The organism is Acinetobacter sp. V2 (genome assembly GCF_001188385.1).
In the GTDB taxonomy this organism is placed as follows: domain Bacteria; phylum Pseudomonadota; class Gammaproteobacteria; order Pseudomonadales; family Moraxellaceae; genus Acinetobacter; species Acinetobacter oleivorans.
Genome location: NZ_JZFB01000008.1, coordinates 85,035 through 88,936 on the forward strand (window position 1 = coordinate 85,035; position 3,902 = coordinate 88,936).

Consider the following 3,902-nt stretch of genomic DNA (forward strand, 5'->3'; position numbering starts at 1 on the left):
CTTGGCTTAGCCGTCCTCAGTTTTATTCAGCACTTCTGTTTGGTGTAGTCACCGTTCTCATTCCTTTTTTTATTATGCAACCTGCGATGGGTAGTGGTTTTGCTTCTTCAAAAACACCTCATGCTTTTTTGAACTGTCTAAAAAGTTTGATGAACCATAGTGTTTTTGGTTGTGGCTTATATCTCACTGCAAAATTATTTCAAATTTAAATAAAGAGGAAACTACTCATGAAAACCGTTGCCATTATTTACTATAGTCGCCAAGGCCACACCCAATTTATTGCTCAGCAAATTCAAACTGGTATTTTGAGCCATAAAGATATTAAAGTAGATTTACTCAATGCTGAACATCTTATCGAAAACCCAGAAACACTAATTCAATATGACGGCTTAATTTGGGGATCCCCTACTTATTTAGGGGGTGTATCTTCCAAGTTAAAACAACTCATGGATTCAACGGGTCCATTATGGAAAAAGCAGAGCTTTAAAGGAAAACTAGCGGCTGGCTTTACCGTATCTTCCCTTCCCGCAGGTGATAAACAATCGACACTAATTTCAATTTTTACTTTTTGCATGCAACACGGCATGTTATGGGTCGGCAACCCGATTATGCCTGAGCAACCCCAAGGGGTTCCTTATACTCAAGCAGCCAATCGTCTAGGCTCATGGTCAGGCTTAATGGCTCAGGCTGAACATGGCAGTAATGCTGATAGGTTTGATGAAGGAGATATTAAAACTGCCCAACAATTTGGAGAAAATTTTGCATTGACCTTAAATGCTTATCAAGGAATATAAGACCATGAAAGCACAGAAGCTTTTATTCCTCTTCATTTTATCTGGAATGATGTCTTTTATAGTTTCAGGTATTTCAACTTTTAAAGTAGTGGGACTAAATCATCATTTCCTTTCATTGTGGGTATCGGCTTGGATTATTGCATGGATATTGGCTTTTCCAAGTGTATTGATTTGTGCTCCTATAGCTCAGAGACTTGTCGACATTGTATTTAAGTAAGTTGATCTGTAAGTTAAAACGTACAAAACTTGCGGCGATTTGCGGATATTCATCTTTAGTATTTTTTCATAATATATGAAGCATAGAGAGACAGGATGTCTCATTGAAGAAGAATAAGAACGCAGGAAGCGGTAGTTGACAGGAGTTAGCTACATAAGCTGAATACGAAAGAACCTCGACAGGATGTCGGGGTTTTTTCATTTTAATTATACAAAATTCTCACTCTTTGCTTGTGCTGAGCAACAGAACTTATATTGATCGATTAATTACAGCTGAATACCATGATTTCATTTGAAATTTGATTATTGGTTTTGTATTTTGCTTACCTCATCTTTATCTAACAATTATTTTAAACCGACTCAAATAAACATTTTGAGTCTCAAATTTTTCGTAATTGCTTTAATGACAATAATGACTGGGTGTACAAGCTTAGGCCCGAATAGTGGTTCATTTTCATGGCGTTCAAATAAGCTCTCGTCTGGTCTACAAAAAGCTTATTCTGTTCCACAAAGCACAGCGAATCGGTTATCTCCAATAATTATTCAAAGTGCTGACCAATATAATGTGCCCCCTCTTTTACTTGCAGCAGTCATAAGACAAGAATCAAGTTACAATACTAATGCCCTCTCGCCTACGGGTGCAGTCGGTTTAACTCAAATTATTCCCAGCTATTGGCAACAAACTTGTGCTGGTAATTTGTATGATGAATCTACAAATATTCAATGTGGTGCTTATATCTTAAATCACTATTATCAGTCAGCGGATAGTTGGTTCAAAGCAACTGCTTATTATAATGTGGGACCAACTGGATATGAGCGAAGCTTCTGGACACGGCACAAAGCGAAAAAATATGCCCGGTCTGTTAAACGTCATCAAAAAGCTTTAAAAAGTGCTTTATAAATAAGCTTAAATAAAAGCCCATCAATAGATGGGCTTTTTTTATACAGTTAATTTTATTCGTCAAATAAGCCATCAAACAGAACAGAAGATAAATAACGCTCCCCACTATCTGGCAGAATAACAACAATAGTTTTACCAGCATTTTCAGGGCGTTCTGCAATTTTTGCCGCCGCAGCCAAAGCTGCGCCACTTGAAATACCCACTAGAATACCTTCTTGGGTTGCACAGTTTCTTGCCCACTGAATTGCTTCTTCGCTAGTCACGGGTAAAACTTCATCCACAAGATCTAAATCAAGATTCTTTGGAATAAAGTTCGCACCAATTCCCTGAATTTTATGCGGCGCAGGTGTAATGTGCTCTCCATTTATAGTTTGAGTAATAATTGGAGACTCAGCAGGCTCAACGGCTACAGAATACAAAGGTTTATTTTGAACTTGTTCGAAATAACGAGAAATACCAGTAATTGTGCCGCCAGTACCTACGCCAGCAACTAAAATATCAACTTGTCCATCTGTTGCTTGCCAAATTTCAGGACCAGTTGTTTCTACATGTATTTGTGGATTCGCTGGATTTTCAAATTGCTGAGGTAAGAAATAAACATCTGGCTGTTCAGCTGCTAATCGTATGGCTTCATCAACTGCACCTTTCATTCCTTTCGCTGGTTCAGTTAAAACTAAATTGGCACCGAGTGCTTTTAATACTTTTCTACGTTCAAGACTCATACTTGCAGGCATAGTTAAAGTAATTGGATAACCCTTAGCAGCTGCAACAAAAGCCAATGCAATCCCTGTATTACCACTAGTTGGTTCAATAATATGCATGCCTTCTTTTAACACACCACGCTTTTCTGCATCGGCAATTAGTGCCGCTCCGATACGACATTTCACAGAAAATGCAGGATTACGGCTTTCCACTTTTGCTAATACGGTTGCACCAGTTTTGATCAAACGATTAATGCGAACTAAAGGAGTATTGCCAATAGCTTCTGCATTATTTGGATAAACTGCTATTCCTAAATTATTGGGTGTTGGAAATTGCTGATCAGTAGACATGTTATATCCTTATTAGATTTGGAATGATTCTGAATCATTATAAGCTTCTAGAGTAAACAGAAAAGTAGAAAAGCTAAGTAATTCCTGAATTCTCAAGTGAATAGTGTCTCTTGTCATAGATTTCTTTTTAATAAATAAAAAATATTTAAAAATCAAATTATTAGATTAAATAAATTTATTTTGCCATCCATATCTTACATTATTAACACTACCCTAATCTTCTGATCACACACTAAAGCTAAGGTTTTTTCCAAAATTTTATATAACGAGTTACCAAAGTTCCCCCTCTCTCCACTCGGCACAAATAGTATCCTCTTCTAAATTATGAGTTAGTCGCTCCGTCAGCATAGTGCTCAACGGAAATAGCATAATTTGATAATCATCTGTTAGATAAGTGGAAGTATCTTGCTTGATGTATAAATCTCCCCACCACGAAATCCAATCTAATTTTTTATAGAATGTATCATCTTCAGGCTGTAATGCCGTGAGTTCATAGCCTAAAGTAGTTAAAGCATCAGTTAAATATTTTAATAATTTAGATGCGAGTCCTTTTCCACGCATTTTGAAATCAGTAGTCACATATTCTATATAAGCAGTTTTTACAGTAATACCATCTTTTAAGGTGAAAACTCGATCTGTCCATAAAGCATGTGACACAATATTACCATCCAATATGCCTATTATATGTATAGCATTTTGCATGAAGGTATATTGACTCCAAGGATCTTCATCAAAGGCAGCAAAACACAGCTCAGCAATCTGTTGTCGTTGTTGCTTATCTAAGTCATGAGCTGCGATGATTTTAAACTGCATAGGCAGAAACTCTATTTTAATTATTTAAATCATAAGCAAATATCAAAATAATACGAATTTTTTTAGTTAAAACTCTTCAATCAATTCAATTCATGCATAAAAGAACACCCCGGTTTCTTTCGAGAC

6 protein-coding genes are annotated in these 3,902 nt (G+C 36.5%); 4 read left to right on the forward strand and 2 right to left on the reverse strand.

Going from position 1 to position 3,902, the window contains the following annotated elements:
- The 4 genes from UC75_RS22300 to UC75_RS17390 all read left to right on the forward strand — a co-directional run.
- Positions 1–209 (forward strand): DUF2938 family protein (locus tag UC75_RS22300; RefSeq protein WP_228137477.1); only part of this gene is annotated, 209 nt, incomplete at its 5' end.
- An 18-nt stretch (positions 210–227) separates the two neighbouring features.
- The gene (locus UC75_RS17380; RefSeq protein ID WP_049838299.1) at positions 228–794 is read left to right on the forward strand and encodes a flavodoxin family protein; all 567 of its coding nucleotides are present in this window, start codon (positions 228–230) and stop codon (positions 792–794) included.
- 4 nt (positions 795–798) lie between these two features.
- Entirely contained in the window at positions 799–1,011 is a 213-nt protein-coding gene (locus tag UC75_RS17385; protein ID WP_049838304.1) for a DUF2798 domain-containing protein, read from the forward strand.
- A 291-nt stretch (positions 1,012–1,302) separates the two neighbouring features.
- Complete coding sequence (locus tag UC75_RS17390) at positions 1,303–1,911, forward strand: lytic transglycosylase domain-containing protein (protein ID WP_128825346.1); 609 nt, start codon at positions 1,303–1,305, stop codon at positions 1,909–1,911.
- Positions 1,912–1,964: 53 nt separating this feature from the next.
- Here UC75_RS17390 and cysK read toward each other — a convergent pair whose 3' ends face one another.
- Positions 1,965–2,963 (reverse strand): cysteine synthase A, encoded by a 999-nt coding sequence (cysK, locus tag UC75_RS17395; protein ID WP_049838300.1) that lies wholly within the window; start codon positions 2,961–2,963, stop codon positions 1,965–1,967.
- A 270-nt stretch (positions 2,964–3,233) separates the two neighbouring features.
- Positions 3,234–3,776 (reverse strand): GNAT family N-acetyltransferase, encoded by a 543-nt coding sequence (locus tag UC75_RS17400; RefSeq protein WP_049838301.1) that lies wholly within the window; start codon positions 3,774–3,776, stop codon positions 3,234–3,236.
- Positions 3,777–3,902 lie beyond the last annotated feature (126 nt).